Origin of the sequence: Micromonospora sp. NPDC047730, from assembly GCF_043204765.1 — a bacterium.
GTDB lineage: Bacteria > Actinomycetota > Actinomycetes > Mycobacteriales > Micromonosporaceae > Micromonospora.
This window is the reverse complement of sequence record NZ_JBIDCU010000002.1, coordinates 270,267-289,024: the sequence shown is the minus strand read 5'-3', so window position 1 is coordinate 289,024 and position 18,758 is coordinate 270,267. Positions and strand designations below refer to the sequence as shown.

General features: G+C 75.4%; 18 protein-coding genes. 7 read left to right on the top strand and 11 right to left on the bottom strand.

What is annotated here, in order from left to right:
• Positions 1-68 precede the first annotated feature (68 nt).
• The 3 genes from ACGF5G_RS06800 to ACGF5G_RS06790 all read right to left on the bottom strand — a co-directional run bounded on the left by ACGF5G_RS06800 (position 69) and on the right by ACGF5G_RS06790 (position 5,457).
• Positions 69-692, bottom strand: coding sequence for a TetR/AcrR family transcriptional regulator (locus tag ACGF5G_RS06800; RefSeq protein WP_393259606.1), 624 nt, complete (start codon positions 690-692; stop codon positions 69-71).
• A 107-nt stretch (positions 693-799) separates the two neighbouring features.
• Positions 800-3,667 carry a hypothetical protein gene (locus ACGF5G_RS06795; protein WP_393259604.1) on the bottom strand — a complete coding sequence of 956 codons (2,868 nt, stop codon included), beginning with the start codon at positions 3,665-3,667 and terminating at the stop codon, positions 800-802.
• 2 nt (positions 3,668-3,669) lie between these two features.
• Positions 3,670-5,457: an HSP90 family protein gene (locus tag ACGF5G_RS06790; RefSeq protein ID WP_393260647.1), complete on the bottom strand. Its 1,788-nt coding sequence runs from the start codon at positions 5,455-5,457 to the stop codon at positions 3,670-3,672.
• 118 nt (positions 5,458-5,575) lie between these two features.
• On the opposite strand from ACGF5G_RS06790, the gene ACGF5G_RS06785 reads away from it, so the two are divergent.
• On the top strand, positions 5,576-6,922 hold the full coding sequence (locus tag ACGF5G_RS06785) for an MFS transporter (protein ID WP_393259602.1): 1,347 nt from the start codon (positions 5,576-5,578) through the stop codon (positions 6,920-6,922).
• Here the strand turns inward: ACGF5G_RS06785 and ACGF5G_RS06780 are convergent.
• Positions 6,813-7,382 (bottom strand): VanZ family protein, encoded by a 570-nt coding sequence (locus tag ACGF5G_RS06780; protein WP_393259601.1) that lies wholly within the window; start codon positions 7,380-7,382, stop codon positions 6,813-6,815. The genes ACGF5G_RS06785 and ACGF5G_RS06780 overlap by 110 nt on opposite strands.
• Before the next feature lie 133 nt (positions 7,383-7,515).
• Here ACGF5G_RS06780 and ACGF5G_RS06775 point away from each other — a divergent pair, with 133 nt between their 5' ends.
• Positions 7,516-8,046 carry a SigE family RNA polymerase sigma factor gene (locus ACGF5G_RS06775; protein ID WP_393259599.1) on the top strand — a complete coding sequence of 177 codons (531 nt, stop codon included), beginning with the start codon at positions 7,516-7,518 and terminating at the stop codon, positions 8,044-8,046.
• Complete coding sequence (locus ACGF5G_RS06770) at positions 8,043-9,257, top strand: hypothetical protein (RefSeq protein WP_393259597.1); 1,215 nt, start codon at positions 8,043-8,045, stop codon at positions 9,255-9,257. The genes ACGF5G_RS06775 and ACGF5G_RS06770 overlap by 4 nt, the downstream gene beginning before the upstream one ends.
• Positions 9,258-9,280: 23 nt before the next feature.
• Here the strand turns inward: ACGF5G_RS06770 and ACGF5G_RS06765 are convergent, their stop codons facing one another.
• The 6 genes from ACGF5G_RS06765 to ACGF5G_RS06740 all read right to left on the bottom strand — a co-directional run bounded on the left by ACGF5G_RS06765 (position 9,281) and on the right by ACGF5G_RS06740 (position 14,586).
• Complete coding sequence (locus ACGF5G_RS06765; protein WP_393259595.1) at positions 9,281-10,183, bottom strand: sulfurtransferase; 903 nt, start codon at positions 10,181-10,183, stop codon at positions 9,281-9,283.
• A gap of 93 nt (positions 10,184-10,276) precedes the next feature.
• The gene (locus ACGF5G_RS06760) at positions 10,277-10,723 is read right to left on the bottom strand and encodes a hypothetical protein (protein ID WP_393259594.1); all 447 of its coding nucleotides are present in this window, start codon (positions 10,721-10,723) and stop codon (positions 10,277-10,279) included.
• A 3-nt stretch (positions 10,724-10,726) separates the two neighbouring features.
• On the bottom strand, positions 10,727-11,494 hold the full coding sequence (locus ACGF5G_RS06755; protein WP_393259592.1) for an SGNH/GDSL hydrolase family protein: 768 nt from the start codon (positions 11,492-11,494) through the stop codon (positions 10,727-10,729).
• Between the two features lie 185 nt (positions 11,495-11,679).
• A complete protein-coding gene (locus ACGF5G_RS06750) occupies positions 11,680-12,717 on the bottom strand; it encodes a hypothetical protein (RefSeq protein WP_393259590.1) in 1,038 nt (345 codons plus the stop codon).
• Between the two features lie 166 nt (positions 12,718-12,883).
• Complete coding sequence (locus tag ACGF5G_RS06745; RefSeq protein ID WP_393259588.1) at positions 12,884-14,059, bottom strand: hypothetical protein; 1,176 nt, start codon at positions 14,057-14,059, stop codon at positions 12,884-12,886.
• Positions 14,056-14,586, bottom strand: a complete 531-nt coding sequence (locus tag ACGF5G_RS06740) for a SigE family RNA polymerase sigma factor (protein WP_393259586.1) — start codon at positions 14,584-14,586, stop codon at positions 14,056-14,058. Before ACGF5G_RS06740 ends, ACGF5G_RS06745 begins: the two co-directional genes overlap by 4 nt.
• Before the next feature lie 152 nt (positions 14,587-14,738).
• Between ACGF5G_RS06740 and ACGF5G_RS06735 the strand changes: the two genes are divergently transcribed.
• From ACGF5G_RS06735 to ACGF5G_RS06720, 4 genes are all read left to right on the top strand, one after another.
• Complete coding sequence (locus ACGF5G_RS06735; protein ID WP_393259584.1) at positions 14,739-16,505, top strand: proline--tRNA ligase; 1,767 nt, start codon at positions 14,739-14,741, stop codon at positions 16,503-16,505.
• A 56-nt stretch (positions 16,506-16,561) separates the two neighbouring features.
• Positions 16,562-16,987: a CBS domain-containing protein gene (locus tag ACGF5G_RS06730; RefSeq protein ID WP_393259582.1), complete on the top strand. Its 426-nt coding sequence runs from the start codon at positions 16,562-16,564 to the stop codon at positions 16,985-16,987.
• Between the two features lie 75 nt (positions 16,988-17,062).
• Positions 17,063-17,491, top strand: coding sequence for a SufE family protein (locus ACGF5G_RS06725; protein WP_357705247.1), 429 nt, complete (start codon positions 17,063-17,065; stop codon positions 17,489-17,491).
• A 20-nt stretch (positions 17,492-17,511) separates the two neighbouring features.
• Positions 17,512-18,144, top strand: a complete 633-nt coding sequence (locus ACGF5G_RS06720; protein ID WP_393259580.1) for a DsbA family protein — start codon at positions 17,512-17,514, stop codon at positions 18,142-18,144.
• Positions 18,145-18,198: 54 nt separating this feature from the next.
• Here ACGF5G_RS06720 and ACGF5G_RS06715 read toward each other — a convergent pair whose 3' ends face one another.
• Complete coding sequence (locus ACGF5G_RS06715; RefSeq protein WP_393260645.1) at positions 18,199-18,753, bottom strand: YbaK/EbsC family protein; 555 nt, start codon at positions 18,751-18,753, stop codon at positions 18,199-18,201.
• Positions 18,754-18,758: the final 5 nt, after the last annotated feature.

Genomic DNA, 18,758 nt, shown 5'->3' with positions numbered 1-18,758 from the left:
GGTCGGGACGGGTGCCAGGTAACCACGGCCGCCCGGTTACTGACGAGTCGCCCCCGGGACGCCCGGGATCACCGTTCGAGGTGGGCCAGCAGGGCGGCCAGGGTGGCGGCGCGCAGCAGCTCGGCCCGGCGGCGCCGGTCCACCTCGCCGCCGAGGAACGGCGTCGAGTTCATCAGGCCGAACGCGGCGTGGGCCAGTACCCGCGCCTCGCCGTCGGGCATGCCCGGGTGCAGGGCGGTCAGCACGGTCACCCACTGTTCGACGTAGAGCCGCTGGAGCCGGCGGATCCGGCGGCGGGGCTCGTCGGGGAGACGGTCCAGCTCGTGCAGGTGCAGGGCGATCACCGCCGGGTTGGCCAGCGCGAACTCGACGTGGAAGTCGATCAGCGACTCCAGCGCGCCGCGCGGGTCGTCGGGGTGGCCGGCGGACCGTTGCTGACCGCCGGCGAGCAGTTCCTCGCTGACCGGGATCAGCGCGGCGACCAGCATCGCCTCCTTGCCGGCGAAGTGGTGGTAGAGCGCCGGACCGGTGACCCCGGCGGCCGCGCCGATGTCGTCCATCGAGACGCCGTGGTAACCACGGGAGGCGAAGAGGCCGACCGCGATCTCCAGGATCTCGTCCTTGCGGGACCGACGCCGGCCCGACCCCGCGGTGCCGCTCGCCCTGCCCCGTGCCTGCTGCTCGACCGTCACCGGGCAAGCGTAGACCGAGTCGCGGGCGTCGTGGAGGCTCGGTTACCCACCGGTTGCTTCCGTCCGGGCCGGGCACCTGGGGAAACCCGGCCCGGACGGCGCGACCGTCAGTGCTCGTGGTCGAGGTCGTACTCGGCCCGCAGGGCGGCGGCCTCGGCCGGGCGATCCAGCAGGTCCAGCGCCCGGGCCAGGAGCCAGGCAGCCTGCTGCACCGGGCGGGATCCGGCCGGCAGGCCGCCGAGCACCTCGCGCAGCAGCCGCTCCGCCTCGGCCGGCCGGTCCAGCCGCAGCAGCAGCTCGCCGGTGAAGACCTCCACCTGCGCGGCCTCGCCGAACGCCTCGATCGACCGGAGCCGGGCGGGCACCCCGGCCAGCCGGTCGTACGCCTCGGCCTCCCGGCCGTCGCCGGTCAGCACCCGCGCCCCGACCTCGGCCGCCAGCGCCAGTTCGTACGTCACCGGCGGCGGCTCGTCCGGCTGCCCGGCCAGCGCCGCCGCCAACCCGTCCAGCACCCCGACGGTGCGCAGGGCCGCCGCCTCGTCACCCGACCAGAACTCCGCGTACGCCTGCCGGCGGCGGGCCCGGAGTTCGTCGAGCGGCAGGTCGGCCTGCCGGTACGCGGTCGCCGCCGCCGCGAACCGCCCCGCCGCCAGCGCGTCCCGGTCGGCGTCGTAGAGGATCCCGCCGGCCTCCTCCAGCACCTGCGCCCGGTGCGGGAGGTTGTCCGGTCCGTCCAGGTTCTCGGCGAGCTGCTCCAGCAGGGCGAGCGCCGGGTCGATCTCGCCCAGCCCCTCGTAGACGCCGGCCAGCAGGTGCCGGCACCGGTCCGCCTCGGCCTGGGCGCCGAGCCGGTCGAGCCCGAGCACCGCCTCCTCCGCGACCTCGGCCGCCTCGCCCAACCGGCCCGCGACCCGGTACGCGTTCGCCAGCTCCCAGCGCAGGAAGGCGTCCCCCTCCGCGCCCCGCTCGACGCAAAGGGTCACCGCCTCGGCGAAGTCGTCCACCGCGTCGGCGGCCCGGCCGGCGGCCATCAGCGCCCGGGCCCGGGTGACCCGCACCGGCAACCACGCCTCGGCCGGCGCCACCCGCAGCGCCTCGTCGCAGGCGGCGACCGCCTCGGCCGGATCGTCGGCCGTCCGGGCGTACGCCAGGCAGGCGGCGGTGACGACGTCGCCGAGACCGAGGTCCCGGCCGAGGTCACGGGCCCGGTGGGTGGCGGCCCGGGCGTCCGCCTCCCGGTCGAGCTGTTCGAGCACGTGGGCCCGGTGCAGTGCGATCCGGGCGGCCAGCCACGGGTCGCCGCCCGCCTCGGCCGGCACCCGGTCGAGGGCGTCGAGCGCCTCCGCCCAGCGCTCCCGGTGCATGAGCGCCAGCGCGACCCGGTCCAGCCCGGCGGCCCGCTGCCGGTCGTCGCCCCGCCGGTCCAGCACGTCGGCGGACGCCCGGACCAGCTCCAGCCCCTCGTCCGCGCTCTCGTCGGCCATGGCCAGCAGCACGCCGAGCCGGCCGGCGACGACCTGCGCCCGAACCTCGTCACCCAGCTCCCGGTAGGCCGCGATCGCCGCCCGGTGGGCCTCGACCGTGGCCGGCGCGTCCTCGTCGCCCAGCTCGGCGGCGCGCAACTCCAACCGGTGGGCCGCCGTCCCTGCCGGGAGTTCCCCGGCGTCGAACCGGTCGTCCCAGGCGGCCAGCGCGGCCCGGAACGCCTCGCGGTCGTGGCGGCGCAGCCGCTCCTCGGCGAAGTCGAGCAGCTCGTCGGCGCCGGCGTCGGCCGGCACCGGGACGCTGGCGGCGCCTGCGGCCCCCGGTGCCGGGGCGCGGTCGGCCGCGCCGGCCGGACCGGCCGGCGCCGTCCGGACGGGCCGACGGCGCAGGCTGGCCGAGAGCGGCAGGTGCGCACCCGTCGGCTCGGCGGCGAGCCGACGGGCCACCCACTCGGACTGGTACGAGGTGCCGTTGCGGGCGTCGAACCGGGCGGCCAGCGCGGTCGCGGTGGCGGTCAGCTCGGCGGCGAGCGCGGACGCCGTGATCTCCCCGGCCGGCCGGTCGCCGGCCGCCCGCCGGTAGACGGTCAGCTCGCCGGCCCGGCGCAGCGCGGCGGCACCGGCCGCGGCGAAGTGCATGGCGGCGGCCGGCGAGGGAGCCCGGTCCAGCCAGTCCAGGTGCCGCTCGACGATCTCCACCGCGCGGGCGTCGTTCCCGGTCAGCGTGCAGAACTCGACGTGGTTGCCGATGTCCCACAGGTCCGAGAGGTTGCCCCGCAGCCGGCGGTACGCCTCCCGGTGGGCGTCGCGCGCCTCCTCCCCGCGCTCCGTGCGCAGGTACGGCACCAGCAGCGCGGTGAGGATGGCCTGCGGCTGCTCGGTGCAGCTCAGCCGGCCGGCGAGGACCGGCTCCGCCAGCGCGACCGCCTCGGCGTGCCGGCCGGTGTCGGCGAGGTACTGCACCTGGGTCGTCGGGTCGCAGCCGGCGCAGTCGGACAGCTCGTCGCGGGGGGTGGTCTGCCAGAGCCGGTACCAGTGCGCGGCCGCGTCGGCGTCGCCCAGGTGGTCCGCCACCAGGAACCGGTGCTTGTGGACGGCCTGGAGGCTGTGGCCGCCTTCCCGGTAGCGGCGCTCCATGTCGTCGAGCACCGCGTAGGTGCGGTCCAGTGGCACCTCGGGGAACCGGAGCAGGCCGGTGACCATGTACTTGACGTGCCAGAGGAGCTGGTGCGCGTAGCGCGGGTGGTAGGGCTGCGGGTCGCGGTCGAACTCGGCCAGGCACCACGAGAAGGTGACGAAGGACTTGGCCGGCTCACCGCCGTAGACGTACGCGGTGGTGGCCTGCATCCGGGTCACGAAGGCCAGCTCCCGGTCGTCGCCGGCGTCCACCCGGCGCAGCAGCTGCTCGATGGCGGCGATCTGCCCCGCGCCGTACGGCATGTTGCCGACCTCGCGGAGCACCCGCCACAGGTCCTCGTCCTCGGTGCTCACAATCACTCCTGTCCCGGCACGGCCCGGCCGAGCAGGCCGAGGAAGGAACTGTTCAGCAGCGCGGCGTCGGCCGCGCGGATCGGATGGTGCCCGAGCAGCAGCGCCTGCCCGTAGAGCGCCTCCACGGCCAGCCCGGCCAGCTCCGGGTCGGTCAACGTGGTGACCCGGCGGACCAGCGGGTTGCGGTGGTTGAGCACCAGCTGTGGCCGGTCCGGCGGCGCGGAGGCGGCGAGCGCGTCGAGCACCCCGCCCCACAGCTCGTCGGCCCGGTCCCGGGTCGCCGCGAGCTGGTCGTTGAACGCCGCCGACCGGCTCACCAGGTAGAGCGCCGGCAGCGAGACCGGGTCGTACGCCCGGACCACCACCTCGCAGCCGAGCCGTTCCAGGGCCCGCTGGGCGCCGGTGAGGAACGGCCGCAGGGCCAGCTCGACCTGCGGGTCGAGGCTGTCGAAGCGGGTGGTCAGGTCGCTGGGCTCCAGCCGCTCGATCAGCACGGAACGGTCCACCGTGGGCAGCCGCTCGACCAGCTCCGTGTCGTAGGTGTATCCGGCGTTCACCACCGCCAGGTCCTGCGCGGCGGCGACGGCGGCGAGCTGGCGGAACTCGTCCAGGCTGGCCGCGTAGCGGACCACCCCGTGCCGCTGCCGGAACTCGGCCAGGGTGAGCGTGCCGACGTTGGTGTCCATCGGCCACCACTGGTCGACCAGGCGGAGCATCTCGTCGTCGTGCAGAGCGAGCGCCTTCACCCCGAGGTGGTGCACCTGGAGGAACTCGGCGAGCCGCCGCGGGTCGTGCTTGGCGAGCCGGACCAGCCACCCGCGCACCTGGTCGCCGAGGGCCTCCCGGGTGGCCGCGAGCAGGCCGTCCTCGTAGAGCGCCTCCCGGCTGGCCGTCGGCCGCAGCTCGCTGGCGTCCACCACGCAGTGCGCGAAGAAGGCCCAGTCCGGCAGCAGCCCGTCGGCGTGCTCGGTGAGGAGCATCCGCTTGAGGTAGACCTTGTGGCCGGCCCGGGACGCCGGGTTCACCGGGTTCGGCAGGATGAAGGCCGCCCCGGTCAGGCCGGCCTCCGGCACCGACAGCGGCAGCACGTCGAAGGGGTCGAAGCCGAGCGTCTCCCGGGCGTGGCGGACCAGCGCGGCCCGGTCGACCGGCGCGCCCGGGGTGGCCGGCCAGGGCGGCGGGCCGGCGGTGGTCACCACGTCGCCGACCCGGACGGTGACCGGCAGCAGCGAGCCGAAGAGCCGGGCCAGGTCGACCACCGTCGGGGTGCCGAACCACTGGTCGGCGTCGCGGCGCGGCACCAGCGTCACCGTGGTGCCCGGCTCGGCCCGCCCGGCGCCGGGCGCGGCCAGCTCGACGGCGTACCGGCCGTCGGAGTGACCCGTCCAGTGCACCGTCGGGTGGTCGCCGTGCCGGGTGACCACCCGGATCTCGTCGGCCACCAGGAAGCAGGAGAGCAGGCCGATGCCGAACTGACCGAGGAACTCGTGCCGGGAGAAGCCCAGCTCGTCGCGCTTGGAGCTGCGGCCGATGGTGGCGAGCAGCTCGTGCACCTGCGCCTCGGTGAGGCCGATGCCGGTGTCGTGCACCCGCAGCGTGCCGTCGCCGGTCAGCTCCGGAGGCTCGACGCGCACCAGCGCGGGCGCGTCGGGGTCGGTCGCGCGGCGCGCGGTGATCGCGTCGACGGCGTTCTGCAGGAGCTCGCGGACGTACACCCGCGGGCTGCCGTAGAGGTGGTGACTGAGCAGGTCGACCACGCCACGGAGGTCGACCTGGAAGGTGTGGTCCACGCTGGAGTGCTCCCCGGATCCGATGCCGGCGCCCACCGTACCGATGATCACCGACACGCGCGTCCCCCTTTCCCGGCGACTTGACCCTCGACCCGGTCGACCCCCGAGGCTCGCCGTCATGACCGCATCCCCGCTCGGCCGCGACTACCGGCTGCTCTGGTCCGCCGCCGTGTCCTCGCGCCTCGGCGACGCCCTGCGTACGCCGGCACTGGCGCTGCTGGCCGCGACGCTGACCCGCGACCCCCGGGTGATCGCGGCGGTGACCGTGGCCGGGCAGCTTCCGCCGCTGCTGTTCGGCCTGCTCGGCGGCGTGTACGCGGACCGCTGGGACCGCCGCCGCACGATGGCGGCGGTGGACGGGCTGCGCGCCGCCGTGGTGGGCGGGCTGGCGGTCGCGGTCGCCCTCGACCGGGCCGGCGTCGCGGCGCTGGTGGCGGCGGCGTTCCTGCTCGCCGCGCTCGGCACCCTGTTCGACGCGGCCGCGTTCGCGATGCTGCCGTCGGTGGTGCCGCCGGCAGCCCTGTCCCACGCCAACGGCCGGCTCCAGGCCGGCACGGCGGTGGCCGGGGGCTTCCTCGGCGCCCCCGCCGCCGGCGTGCTCTTCGCCCTCGCCGCGCCCCTGCCGTTCGCCCTCGACGCCCTCACCTTCGCCGCCGCCGCCCTCCTCATCCTCGCCCTGCGCCCGACCCGCCCCCACGCTCCGCGATCCTCGGACAGACCCGCCAACACACCGCAGAGCGGGGACCACAACCGCAAGGTCGTGGAGAGCGGGCGGGGGCCGGGGCTTGGCGGGAGGAAGGGGGCGGTGTGGCGGGAGGTCTTCGAGGGTGTGCGGTGGGTGCGCGGGGATGTGATGCTGTGGCGGATCACCGTGCTGACCGCCGGGAGCAACCTGGCGATCAGCGGGTTGCTGGCGGTGCTGGTGCTCTACGCGCTCGACGTGCTGCGGGTGCCGCCCGCCGGGTACGGGCTGTTCGCCGCGGCGGCCGTCCTCGGCGGGCTCGCCGGGGGGCTGGGGGCGGGCAGGCTGGCCGCCCGACTCGGCACAGTGCCCGCGCTCCGCGCCGTGCTCGCCGCCCAGGCCGTCGCGCTGACCGGGCTCGCGCTGGCCCGGCACCCGCTGCCCGGCGGGCTGGCGCTGGCCGTCTTCGCGGCCGGCACCACGGTGTGGAACAGCCTCTGGGCCGCGTACGGGCAGGGCCGCGTGCCGGCCCACCTGCTCGGCCGGGTGGGTTCCGCCCAGCGGATGGTCGGCCTGCTCACCGCACCGGTGGGGGCGGCGCTCGCCGGGCTGGGCGGTGCGGCGTACGGGGTCGGGCCCGTGGCGGCGGCGGTGGCCGGCGTCTTCATGCTGGTCACCCTCGCGGCGTGGCGGGTGCTGCGACCGTCCGCCCCGGTGCCACCCGCCGCCCCGCCCACCACCGTCGGGACAGCAGGCCGGCCAGGGTGGCCCCCGTCGCGTTGAGCAGCACGTCGTCGACCGAGGAGACCCGGCCGAGGTCGAGCGCGTACTGCAACGACTCGACCAGCACGGAGCCGGCCGCGCCGAGCAGGAACAGCCGCCCGACGCCGGCCAGCGCGGCCAGCCGTACCGGGGCGAAGAAGCCCAGGGCGGCGAAGACCAGCAGGTTGCCGACCACCTGGACCACGGCGGTCACCGGCGGCCCGGCCAGCAGGTCGACCAGGTCCCGCAGCGGCACCACGTCGACCTGGCGGGGCGCGGCGCGCGGGGTGAGGATCATCCACACCCAGGGCAGGGTGCCGGCCACCGCGCCCACCTCGGCGACGCTGCGCCGCCACGCCTCCCGCGCGGTCGCGGCGTCCCGCCGGCTGCGGGCGAGCACGGCGGTGACCAGGACCAGCAGGGGCAGCCCGGCGAGCACGGCGAGCAGGACGCCGCCCCAGTCCCGCCACACCTGCGCCACCGGCGCAGCCTAGCCGGGCACCGCCTGGCGGTGGTGCATCGCGATCCGGCGCTGGGACCGCCCAACCTTTTCCGGGGGCCCGTGCGTCTGCCAGGTGACGCCGCACGCGACGGCTGGCCGGAGGGGAGGGCGGATGGGACCGGCGACGACCGACGACGGGCGGGACGGCTACGTCACCTTCGTCGAGTGCCACCAGCACCGGCTGCTGCGCGCGGCCTACCTGGTCTGCGGCAACCGGCACCAGGCCGAGGACCTGCTCCAGGACGCGCTGCTCAAGCTCGCCCTGCGCTGGCCCACCGTGCGGCACGGCGACCCGGCCGCGTACGTGCGGGCCATCCTCTACCGCGACGCCGTCTCCTGGTGGCGGCGACGCCGACGGGAGTGGCTGAGCGCGTACCCGCCGGAACGGGCGGCGCAGGAGGGCGACGGGGCACTGCGGCTCGCGCTGCGCGACGCGCTCGACCACCTGCCACCCCGGCAGCGGGCGGTGCTGGTGCTGCGCTACTTCGAGGACCTCACCGAGGCGGCCACCGCCGAGGCCCTCGGCGTCACCGTCGGCACCGTGAAGAGCCAGTGCCACGCGGCGCTGCGCCGGCTCCGCGAGGTCGCACCGGAACTGGGCCGCGACGACGGCCTGGCGAGCGGGATGGAGGTGACGTCGTGAAGGAAGAGGAACTGACCCGACTGCTGACCCTGGCCGCCGAGGACGTCCGGCCGGCACAGCCGGCGACGGCGGGCTGGGAACGTGCCCGCCGGGTCCGGCGCACCCGCCGCGCCGCCGGTGCCGCCGCGCTCGCGGTCGCGCTGCTCGCCGGCGGTACGACAATCGCACTGCGCCCCACCGACCCATCGCCACCGGCCACCAGCGCGACACCGAGCCCGACCCGGCACCCCGCGCCCGTGCAGACGCCGCCGGCCGAGCTGAGCTACCCCGGTGATCCGCTGGGCCGGCTCGGTGACCCGGTCGGCGCGACGCTCTCGGCCAAGCCGGTCCGCCGGGCGCTGGCGCTGCACCAGCCGGTCGACCCGCAGACCGGCACCGAGGGGCGGATCCGGGTGCTCGGCGACGACGGCATCGTCCGCGACCTCGACGTGGTCACCCCGGCCCGGACCCGCGACGCCGAGGGCAACGAGGCGGTGCCGCTGAAGACCGGCAGCCTCTCCCGGGACGGGCGGACGGCCGCCTTCGCCCAGACCGACGAGGTGATCGTGGTCGACCTGACCACCGCGGCGGTCCGCCGGTTCCCGCTCAAGGGCTACCTGGAGCACGTCCTCTGGTCCGGCGACCGGCTGCTCGTCGGCGACGACGCGACGACGTACGAGGTGGACCCGCGCACGGGCACCGCCCGGAAGCTGCCGGTGTCGCCCTGGAACGTCGTCACGCCCGACCCGGCCGCCCCCGACCTGCGCGACCCGGCCGACCCCGGTCGGGGCGACCGGCCGAACGTCCTGTTCGAGCTGGGCGGTACGCCGCTGAGCCTGACGCGGATCGAGTGGGGCGGCGGCGACACGCACCGGGGCAGCCGCGCGGTCGACGTCCGCGCGCTGCCTCCCGGCAACCTGGTCGAGGATTTCTACGGGCGCGGCTGGCAGCGCGGCGACCTGGTGGCCCGGGCCGGCTGGATCACCACCGGCAACACGGGTTCGCTGGAGGGGGTCGCGGTGCTGAACGCCCGGACCGGGGTGGTGACCCACCTGCTCAACCTGGGCCGGGACGTCTGGAAGGGCTGCTGCGAGGTGCTCGGCTGGGACCGCGACGGCTCGGTGCTGCTCCGCCACAGCCCCGGCGGGGTGCTGCGCTGGCGGCCGGACACCGTCGAGATCACCGGCGTGACGCGGAACCTGTACGGCGCGGTCTCCCTCGCCGCCGGCTGAGCCCCACGGGACCGGCCGGCGCGTCAGCTCGGCAGGCCGCCGGGCTGGTCGCCCTTCACGACGGGGGCCCGGACCAGGTTGCCCCACTCGGTCCACGAGCCGTCGTAGTTGCGCACCTGCGGGTAGCCCAGCAGGTGCCGCAGCACGAACCAGGTGTGGCTCGACCGCTCGCCGATCCGGCAGTAGGCCACGATGTCGTCGTCCGGGGCGAGCCCGAGCTGGTCGGCGTAGATCGCCCGCAGCTCGTCGGGCGACTTGAACGTGCCGTCGTCGTTCGCGGCGGACTTCCACGGCTTGTTCACCGCGCCCGGGATGTGCCCGCCGCGCAGCGCGCCCTCCTGCGGATAGTCGGGCATGTGCAGCATCTCGCCGGTGTACTCGCCCGGCGACCGGACGTCGACCAGCGGGCGACCCGCCGCGACGTGCGCCATCACCTGCTCCCGGTACGCCCGCAGCGGCGCGTCGTTGCGCTGCGGCACCGGGTAGTCGGCGCGCGGCCGGGACGGCTTGTCGCGGGTCAGCTCCCGACCCTCGGCGGCCCACTTCTGCCGCCCGCCGTCGAGCAGCCGCACGTCGGGGTGGCCGAAGAGCGAGAACACCCAGAGGGCGTACGCGGCCCACCAGTTGAAGTTGTCGCCGTAGAAGACGATCGTGTCGTCCCGGCCGATGCCCTTGGCGGCACACAGCTCGGCGAAGCTCCTCGCGTCGAGGTAGTCCCGGGTCACCTGGTCGTTCAGCTCGGTGTGCCAGTCCACCTTGACGGCGCCCGGGAGGTGGCCGGTGTCGTAGAGCAGCACGTCCTCGTCGCACTCGATGACGACGAGGCCCTCGTCGCCCAGGTGATCGGCCAGCCACTGGGTGGTGACGAGCCGCTGCGGGTCCGCGTACGACTGGAGTCGGGGATCGGGATCGCTCGGCACAGGCATGATCCCCAAGGTACGCCGGATCGTGGGCCGGCGGCCCGCCATCGGCAACCGGGTCGCCGGAGACGGGTGCGGGCAGCGATGCGGGGGCGGCGGTCAGGCGCGGCGGTGGGCGATCCGACCGGCGACCACGGTCACCAGGCAGGCGCCGTCGGCGTCGAACACGGCCAGGTCCGCGCGACCGCCCGGCACCAGGGCCGGGGGCACGGCGGCGGCCAGCACCCGCAGGTCGCCCCGGTCCACGGCGGCCCGCAGCGCGGGATCGGCCGCCTGTCGCGCCAGCACCGCGGTCACTCCCCGACGCAGCAGCGCGTGCACCCGCTCGCGCGGGGTGTCGGCGGCCGGCAGCGGGGCGTCGTGCAACAGCCCCGGCCCGAGCGTGCCCGGCCAGCGGCGGACCCGGGCCCCGGCGTACGTCCCGGTCAGCTCGGCCAGCGGCCCGACCGCGACGATCCGGTCGGCCCGGACCACGACGGCGGCCCCGGCGGTCGGCGGGGCGTCGGGAGCGGTCCGCAGCAGCGGCGCGGTGTGCAGGGTGAGCACGGCTCAGTCCGTGACCGGGCCGAGCGCCGGCCGCTTCGCGGTCACCGTGTCGCCGGACGAGCGGCCGGTGAGCCGGCGCTTGATCCACGGCGCCAGGTGCTGCCCGGCCCAGCGCAGGTCGGCGGCCCGGGCGGCCAGCCAGGGCGTCGGCGCCGGGTGCGGCGGCACCATCAGCCACTCCTCGTCGCAGCCCACGCCGAGCGCGGTCAGCACCTGCCCGGCCACCCGCCGGTGCCCGGCCGCCGAGAGGTGCAGCCGGTCGGTGCTCCACAGCATCGGGTTCAGGTAGGTGTCGTCGGCGTACAGGTCGACCAGGATCGCGCCGTGCCGCTCGGCCGTCTCGCCGACGGCCCGGTTGAGCAGCTGCACCCGGGGCGCGACGAGCCGCTGACCGGGCAACCGGGCCATCACGTCGGCGAACCGGAAGAGGACCACGTCGGCGCCGCCGGAACGCAGGTCCCGCACCACGTCGTCGAAGCGGGCCACCAGCGCGTCCGGGTCGAAGGTGCGGCGCAGCACGTCGTTGCCGCCGGCGGCGAAGCTGATCAGGTCGGGCTTCATCGCGAGCGCCGCCGGCACCTGCTCGGCCACCACGTTCGGGAAGAGCCGGCCCCGGATGGCCAGGTTCGCGTACCGGAAGTCGGGGCCGGCCTCGGCGGCGAGCCGGGTGGCCACGAGATCCGCCCAGCCCCGGTACGTGCCGTCCGGGTACGCGTCGTCCATGCCCTCGGTGAAGCTGTCTCCCACCGCCACGAAACTGCGCCAGCGCACCCGCGCCTCCCTCTGTCGCCCCGGTCGACGCCGGCCAGTCTGTCACCGGGCCGCCCGGCCCGTCACCGCGCCGACCGTCCGACGTGGCGGAGGTCCCACCGGACACGCCGGGGCCGTCGCGCCCCGTGTCGCGACGGCCCCGGCGATGGTGGGCGCCGGGTCCGACCGGCGCACGTGTCCGCGCCTCAGGCGCGGTGACCGATCGGGCGGCCCAGCGCCGCCGGCTCCGGGCGGCTGGTCACCTCGCCGGAGGCGCTCACCTCGTGGATCCGGGCGGGCTGGCCGTTCTCGTGCACCCGGATCACCATCGCGCCGCCCGCGCCGAGGAAGAGGGAGAGGTGGCCGCGGGTGGCCTCGACCGGCAGCGACGCGTTCCGGCCGGTGGCGGTGTCGACCAGCGTCCAGCCCGAGACGATCCGCGAGGGATCGGTGGCCTGCGGGCCGACGGCGACGTAGCGGCCGTCGTCGGAGACGCCGGTGACGGTGAAGCCGCCTTCCTCGGTCTCCGCGCCGTGCCGGACCTCACGGACCAGCCGGCCCCGGGCGTCCCGGACCACGATCCGGTCGTCCGCCCGGTACGCCTGGAAGTCGCCGTTCGCCGAGCGGACCGTGTCCCGGGCGAACTGCTCCGGCGTCTGCGCCGTGAAAGCGCCGGTCGCCAGGTCGAGCAGGCCCTTCGTGCCCGAGCCGACCAGGATCACCTTCATGGAGCCGGAGTCGCCGGCCCAGGCGGGGTGGTTGCCGAGGCAGTAGACCCGCTGCGGCAGGGTCTTCCGGTCGGAGCCGTCCAGGTTCGCCACGGTCAGCCGCCCCTCGCCCCGGTCGTTGCCGGTCACCCAGGCGACCCGCCGGCCGTCGGGCGACACCGAGACCGAGTTGCCCACGCAGTACCGCTCGTTCGGCACCTCCGCGTGCCGGGTCACCCTGCCGTCGCGCAGCGAGGTGACGTACTGGCTGCCGCCGTCGCGGGTCAGGTAGTAGAGGGTGGCCGGGCCGCCCGCCCCGCCGCCGTTGCCGGTGGTCGACACGGTGGAGGAGCCGGCCGGCTGGACCGCCGGGGCGACGGCTGGCGGGTCGGCGGGGGCGGCGGGGGCGGCGACCGGCCCCGAGACCGGGGCGGAGCAGGCCGCGCCGCCGAGGAGGGCCAGGGCGGCCACCGAGAGGGCCACGGCCCGCCGGAGGGTCTGGGTGCTGCGGGCGGCGCGGGCGACGGCAACGGTCATGATTCTGTCCTCTGTGGATGGTGGTGCGCGGTGGTGACGCCATCCCAGACGTCACCTCGATCGCACGGGGTTGCCGGTCGCCGAAAGAAATTCCGCGAACTCTTTCGACGCGAAAGGCGGGCCACCCCGGGGAGGGGTGGCCCGCCTTCGACAGGGCAGATCCGGCTCAGTCGGCGACGCCCAGGATCTGCTGCGCCTTCAGGGACGTCGGCTCCGGCGTCTCGCTGATCTTCCGGCCGTCGCCGTCGAGCAGCACGAGCAGGTTGCGGTCACCCGCGCCGACCCTGGCGACCAGCGTCCCGTCCGCCTGGAAGTACGCCTGGAGCAGCTTCCGCCCGCCGAGTTCCAGGTCGCGCTTCCTGCCGGTACGCGTGTCGAGCACCGCGTTGACGTCGAGTTCCCGCGCCACGTCGCCCGACTCCTCGCCCGGCCCCCGCAGGCGCAGCGCGATCCGGGAGCCGTCCGGGGAGAGGCTCGCGACGTCGAAGCAACTCCTGTCGGCGTTCCCGCCCAGGTTCGGGACGGACCGGCTCTTCCGCCCGTACTGGTCCGTCAGCGTCACCCGACCCGACGAGGCGTCGGGGAAGGCGAGCACCTTCCCGTCGGCGGACCAGAGCGGGTGGCAGCCCCGCAGGTCGCCGATCCGGGTGAACTTCCCGGTCGACAGCTCGACCACCCCGACCTCGGTGACCAGGCTCGGCTCGGCCGAGACGACCCGCAACACGGTGACTCGCTGCGAGTCGGGCGCCCACGCCGGCGTCCAGCAGTCCGGGTCGACGAGGTTGCCGCGGTAGGTCCGCGCGCCTGTGCCGTCGACGTCGGCGACGTGGAGGTACGAGGAGTCGTCGACCCAGGCCACCCGCTCGCCGTCCGGCGAGACGACCGCGTTGCTGATCGCCGCGTCGGTCGGAACGGAAAGAAGCCGGACGGGCTCGGAGCCCGGTCGGAATGACCAGAGGCGCACCGGGCCCGCGCCCTCCGCACTGCGCTGCGGGCCGTAGAAGACCCGCCCGATGGTCGCGGTCGGCCCCGCCGCCCCGGAGCTCACTGCGGCCTCCGGGGAGGCGGTGGTCGTCGGCGTCGCCTCGCTCGGGGTCGGGGTCGGGGTGAGGGTGGTCGAAGGGGTGGTGGCCGGCACGGGCGCGGGGCCGTCGTCGCGGGGCATCAGCGCGAACGCGGTGCCGGTGGCCGCGCCCAGCATCACCACTGCGGCGGCGGAGGTGGCGACGGCGCGCTGGACGCCGAGCCGACGGGAGGTACGCAGGGCCCGGTCGCGCAGGTCGACCGGGCTGACCTCGTCGGCGAGCGCGGCCAGGTCGAGCCGGAGGCGGTCGTCGTTCATCGGGCGCTTCCTTCCAGGACGTACAACTCGGCGAGTTCCGGGGCGACGGTGCGCAGCTTGGCCAGGGCCTTGGAGGTCTGGCTCTTCACGGTGCCGACGGTGACGCCGAGCAGGTCGGCGGCCTCGGCCTCGGTGCGGTCCTCGAAGAACCGCAGGACCAGCACGGCGCGCTGCTTGGCGGAGAGCTTCTGCAACGCGGCCCGCAGGGTGAGCCGGAGCGTGGTCTGCTGGGCGTGGTCGGGGGCCGAGTCGCCTCCGCGCGGCTCGGGCATCTCGCCCGGCATCGACTCGGCGACCCGGCGGCGCCGCCACCAGGAGACCTGCAGGTGGTACATGGTCTTGCGGGTGTACGCCTCGGCGTTTCCGCTGTGGTGCAGCCGGTTCCACGAGCGGTGGGTCCGGGCCAGCGCGGACTGGACGAGGTCCTCGGCGAGGTGCTGGTCGCCGGTGAGCAGGTAGGCCGACCGCAGCAGCGCCGGGGTGCGGGTCCGGACGAACGAGTCGAACTCACTCAGGAGAGGGTCCACACGAGCCGATCCTTGGGGGTAGGTGGTGCAGGGTCGTGACGCCATCCCAGACGCCACCCCGATCCGGCGGGGTTGCCGCCGGCCGCGAAAATCTTCCTCGCGCGCGACAAATCGGATCGCCGACCCGTCGGCGCCCGCCGTACGCTGCGCCAATGCTGCTACGCATGTCGACCCTGCTGCTGCGGACCCTGCGCGAGGACCCGGCCGACGCGGAGGTGCCGAGCCACCGGCTCCTGCTGCGGGCCGGCTACATCCGTCGCGCCGCACCGGGCGGCTACACGTGGCTGCCGCTGGGCAAGCTGGTGCTGGACCGGGTCACCGAGGTGGTCCGGCAGGAGATGACGGCGATCGGCGACCAGGAGGTGCACTTCCCGGCGCTGCTGCCGGCCGAGCCGTACCGGACGAGCGGCCGGTGGACGGAGTACGGCGACGACATCTTCACCTTCGCCGACCGGCGCGGCGCCGAGCACCTGCTCGCGCCCACCCACGAGGAGTTGGCCGCGCTGCTGGTCAAGGACCTGTTCACCTCGTACCGGGACTTCCCGGTGACGCTCTTCCAGATCCAGACGAAGTTCCGGGACGAGGCCCGGCCCCGGGCCGGCCTGCTGCGCGGGCGCGAGTTCCTGATGAAGGACGCCTACTCGTTCGACCTCGACGACGCGGGCCTGGCGGCGGCGTACGACCGGCACCGGGGCGCGTACCGGCGGATCTTCGACCGGCTCGGGCTGGAGCACACGATCGTGCGGGCGACGTCGGGGGCGATGGGCGGTTCGGCGTCGGAGGAGTTCCTGGCGGCGACGCCGGTCGGCGAGGACACCTTCGTCGGCTGTACCGCCTGCGACTACGCCGCGAACACCGAGGCGGTGACCACGCCCGCCCCGCCGGCCGGCGACCCGGACGCGCAGCCTGCGGCCCAGGTGCACGACACTCCCGAGACCCCGACCATCGCCAGCCTGGTCGAGTTGGCCAACGCCCGCCGGCTGGGCGGCCGGGACGACTGGACCGCCGCGGACACCCTGAAGAACGTGGTGCTCCGCCTGCGCCGGCCCGGCGCGGAGGAGGCCGAACTGCTGGTGGTGGGGCTGCCCGGCGACCGCGAGGTGGACCTGAAGCGGCTCGGCGCGACGGTCGCGCCAGCCACCGTGGACGTCTTCGACGGCTGGGACGCCCACCCTGAGCTGGTCCGCGGCTACATCGGCCCGCAGGTGATGGCGAAGCTCGGCATCCGCTACCTGGTCGACCCGCGGGTGGTGCCCGGCACCGCCTGGCTGACCGGCGCGAACGAGCCGGGCCGGCACGCCACCGGCGTGGTCTGTGGCCGGGACTTCGTCCCGGACGGCACGATCGAGGCGGCCGAGGTGCGGGTCGGCGACCCCTGCCCGGCCTGCCGCACCGGTGAGCTGACCATGCGGCGGGGCATCGAGATCGGGCACATCTTCCAGCTCGGCCGCCGCTACACCGACGTCTTCGCCGTCGACGTGCTCGGCCCGGCCGGCAAGCCGGTCCGGCCGACCATGGGCTGCTACGGCATCGGGGTGTCCCGGGCGGTGGCCGCGATCGCCGAACAGCACCACGACGAGCGGGGGCTGGTCTGGCCGGCGGCGGTCGCGCCGTGTGACGTACACCTGATCGCCGCCGGGAAGGGACCGCAGCTGGAGGCGGCGCTGGAGCTCGGCGGGCGGCTCGCCGCCGACGGCCTGCGGGTGCTGGTCGACGACCGGACGCACGTCTCGGCCGGGGTGAAGTTCACCGACGCCGAGCTGGTCGGCATCCCCCGCGCCGTCGTGGTCGGCCGCCGCCTCGCCGAGGGGTACGTCGAGCTGCGCGACCGGGCCTCCGGCGAGCGCGTCGAACTGCCGGTGGACGGGCTGGCGGGGCGACTCGTCGCGGAGGTGCGCCGGGAGCGCGGCGACGTGTAGCGGGCGCGCCACGGGGTACCGCAGTCGGATCGGCCGGATGTTCTCTGGAGGCTCTCATGACCGGTTACCGGGTCAGCGACGTGATGACGAAGCAGGTCATCTACCTGCCCGCCGAGACCACCCTTGACGAGGCGGCCCGGGTGATGAAGGAGGCGGACATCGGCGACGTGGTGGTCACCGACGGTGCCACCCTCGCCGGCATGCTCACCGACCGGGACATCGTGGTGCGGGCGGTGGCGGAACGCAGCGATCCGGCCGCCACCACGATCGGCTCGATCGTCACCCGGGAGGTGGTGATGATCGAGCAGCACTCGACGGCGGCCGAGGCGGCGGCCCTGATGCGGGAGCGGAGCATCCGGCGGGTGCTGGTCTGCGACGCCGATCGCAAGCTGGTCGGCATCGTCTCCCTCGGCGACCTCGCGATGCAGCTCGACCCCCAATCGGCGCTGAGCGAGATCAGCGAGCAGGCCCCGACCGCCTGAGGTGCAAGGAAGGGCCCCTTCCTAACGCCTCCGGTAGAGGAAGGGGCCCTTCCTAACACCGGTAACCTCGGGAGCATGTCTTCCATGCCGGCCAGGCTGGCCGAGATCGTCGACGAGTTCGCCGCCGCGCCCCGCGACGTGGTGCTGGAGATGCTGCTGGAGTACGCCGACGTCGTCCCGCCGCTGCCCGCCGGCGCCACCGACCGGGAGGGCATGGAGCAGGTGCCGGAGTGCCAGACGGCGTTCTTCCTGCGCGCCCGGGTGACGCCGGAGAAGACGGTGGAGACCCTCTTCGACTGCCCGCCCGAGGCACCCACCACGCGGGCGTTCGCCGGCATCCTCGCCGAGGGGCTGGCCGGGGCGAGCCCGGACGAGGTGCTCGCCGTCCCCGACGACCTCTACCAGCGGATGGGGCTGGCGCAGGCGATCAGCCCGCTGCGGGTGCGCGGCGGCACGGCGATCCTGGCCCGGCTGAAGCGGCAGGTCCGGGAACAGATCGGCTGACCTGCGGGTTGTCAACCGGCATGGAGATCGAGATCTACGCCGACGTGGTCTGCCCCTGGTGCTACATCGGCAAGCGTCGGCTGGAGCAGGCCCTGGAGTCGTACGACGGCGAGGTGACCGTCCGCTACCGGCCGTACCAGCTCGACCCGTCGCCGGTGCCCGAGCCGCGCCCGCTGGTCGAGGCGATGGCCGCCAAGTTCGGCGGGCAGGACCGCGCCCGGCAGATGTTCGGGCACGTCACCGAGGTGGCTGCGGGCGCCGGGCTGAAGCTCGACTTCGACCGCGCGGTCGCGGCGAACACCTTCGACGCGCACCGGCTGGTCTCCTGGGCCACCGACCGCGGCCGTGCCGCCGAGACGGTCGACGCGCTCTACCGCGCCCACTTCACCGACGGGGTCGACGTCGGCTCCCGGGACGCGCTCGCCGCGCTCGCGGGCGAGGTCGGCCTGGACGCGGCGGAGGCGCGCCGCTTCCTCGACTCCGACGAGCGGGTGGCCGACGTCTCCGCCGAGCTGGCCGCCGCCCGCCAGATCGGGGTGACCAGCGTGCCGACCTTCGTCCTGGCCGGCAAGTACGCGGTCACCGGCGCCCAGGAACCGGAGACGCTGCTCGCCGCGCTGGCCGAGGTGGGGCGCCGCGAGTCCGCCGGCTGAACCGACGAGCCCGACCGGACGCCGATGTTTCACGTGCAACGGTATCGACGCCGGTCAGCGGCTAGCCGGTCGGGCCAGGTCCTCCACCACGCGGGCGCCGGGCAGCGCGCCGAGCGCCGGCCCCGGCAGCGCGATCTTGCTGTGCCGTACGCCGGACCCGATGATCACGTGTGGCGTGGCGATCACCCGGGAGTCGACCAGGATCGGCCACTGCTCCGGCAGGCCGATCGGGGTGATGCCGCCGTACTCCATGCCGGTCAGCTCCACCGCGTCGGCCATCGGCGCGAAACTCGCCTTGCGGACGTCGAGCGCCCGGCGGGCCACCCCGTTCACGTCGGCGCGGGTGGTGGCGAGCACGACGCAGGCCGCGTAGCGGACGACCCCCTCGCGCTTGCCGGCCACCACCACGCAGTTCGCCGACACGTCCAACCCCACCTCGTACGCCGCGCAGAAGGCGGCGGTGTCGGCCAGCTCGGCGTCGATCGGCGCCACCAGCACGTCGTCGACGTCCACCGGAGCATCGGCGGGCCACTGCCCGATGGCGGCGGCGACCGGCGGGGCGAGCAGGTCGAGCCGGGTGCGGGCGGGTTCGGTCTTCAGCGTCCCCATCACGC

Excerpts from the sequence above, each read along its gene's own strand:
- ACGF5G_RS06785 (WP_393259602.1), top strand. The coding sequence starts at position 5,576 with ATGACCGCATCCCCGCTCGGCCGCGACTACCGGCTGCTCTGGTCCGCC.
- ACGF5G_RS06775 (WP_393259599.1), top strand. The coding sequence starts at position 7,516 with ATGGGACCGGCGACGACCGACGACGGGCGGGACGGCTACGTCACCTTC.
- ACGF5G_RS06765 (WP_393259595.1), bottom strand. The coding sequence starts at position 10,183 with ATGCCTGTGCCGAGCGATCCCGATCCCCGACTCCAGTCGTACGCGGAC.
- ACGF5G_RS06750 (WP_393259590.1), bottom strand. The coding sequence starts at position 12,717 with ATGACCGTTGCCGTCGCCCGCGCCGCCCGCAGCACCCAGACCCTCCGG.
- ACGF5G_RS06745 (WP_393259588.1), bottom strand. The coding sequence starts at position 14,059 with ATGAACGACGACCGCCTCCGGCTCGACCTGGCCGCGCTCGCCGACGAG.
- ACGF5G_RS06735 (WP_393259584.1), top strand. The coding sequence starts at position 14,739 with ATGCTGCTACGCATGTCGACCCTGCTGCTGCGGACCCTGCGCGAGGAC.
- ACGF5G_RS06730 (WP_393259582.1), top strand. The coding sequence starts at position 16,562 with ATGACCGGTTACCGGGTCAGCGACGTGATGACGAAGCAGGTCATCTAC.
- ACGF5G_RS06725 (WP_357705247.1), top strand. The coding sequence starts at position 17,063 with ATGTCTTCCATGCCGGCCAGGCTGGCCGAGATCGTCGACGAGTTCGCC.
- ACGF5G_RS06720 (WP_393259580.1), top strand. The coding sequence starts at position 17,512 with ATGGAGATCGAGATCTACGCCGACGTGGTCTGCCCCTGGTGCTACATC.
- ACGF5G_RS06715 (WP_393260645.1), bottom strand. The coding sequence starts at position 18,753 with ATGGGGACGCTGAAGACCGAACCCGCCCGCACCCGGCTCGACCTGCTC.